The organism is Methylobacterium oryzihabitans, assembly GCF_004004555.2.
GTDB classification, from domain to species: domain Bacteria; phylum Pseudomonadota; class Alphaproteobacteria; order Rhizobiales; family Beijerinckiaceae; genus Methylobacterium; species Methylobacterium oryzihabitans.
On sequence record NZ_SACP01000080.1, the window covers coordinates 1 to 916 of the forward strand.

1 protein-coding gene is annotated in these 916 nt (G+C 72.1%); it reads left to right on the plus strand.

The window, feature by feature from the left end:
- A partial coding sequence (locus EOE48_RS28425; RefSeq protein WP_281292808.1) for a 1-deoxy-D-xylulose-5-phosphate synthase N-terminal domain-containing protein occupies positions 1 to 916 on the plus strand: 916 nt, incomplete at both ends.

Genomic DNA, 916 nt, shown 5'->3' on the forward strand with positions numbered 1-916 from the left:
TCCCGTCTGATCTTCGCCGGCTCCCCGAGAGCGACCTGCCGCAGGTCGCCGCGGAGCTGCGCGCCGAGACCATCGACGCGGTGTCGGTCACCGGCGGCCATCTCGGCGCGGGCCTCGGCGTCGTCGAGCTCACGGTCGCCCTGCACTACGTCTTCGACACCCCCGACGACCGCCTGATCTGGGACGTCGGCCACCAGGCCTACCCCCACAAGATCCTCACCGGACGCCGCGACCGCATCCGCACGCTGCGCCAGGGCGGCGGCCTGTCCGGCTTCACCAAGCGCGCCGAGAGCCCCTACGACCCCTTCGGCGCCGCCCACTCTTCCACCTCGATCTCCGCCGGCCTCGGCATGGCGGTCGCCCGCGACCTCGCCGACGCCGCGGCCCGCGCCCGCGGCGAGACGCCCCCGCGCCGCAACGTGGTGGCGGTCATCGGCGACGGCTCGATCTCGGCCGGCATGGCCTACGAGGCGATGAACAACGCCGGCGCGCTCAAGTCGCGCCTCATCGTCATCCTCAACGACAACGACATGTCGATCGCGCCCCCGGTCGGCGCCATGTCGGCCTACCTCGCCCGCCTCGTGTCGGGCGACACCTACCGCAGCCTCCGCGACACCGCCAAGACCTTCGGGCGCCTGCTGCCCAAGGCCCTCTACGACACCGCCGCCCGGGCGGAAGAGTACGCCCGCGGCATTCTTTCCGGCGGCGGCACGATGTTCGAGGAGCTCGGCTTCCACTACGTCGGCCCGATCGACGGCCACAACCTCGACCACCTGCTGCCGATCCTCAAGAACGTCCGCGACGCCCCCGACGGCCCGGTGCTGATCCACGTCGTCACCCAGAAGGGCAAGGGCTACGCTCCCGCCGAAGCCGCCGCCGACCGCGGCCACGCGGTGGTCAAGTTCGACGTGATCTC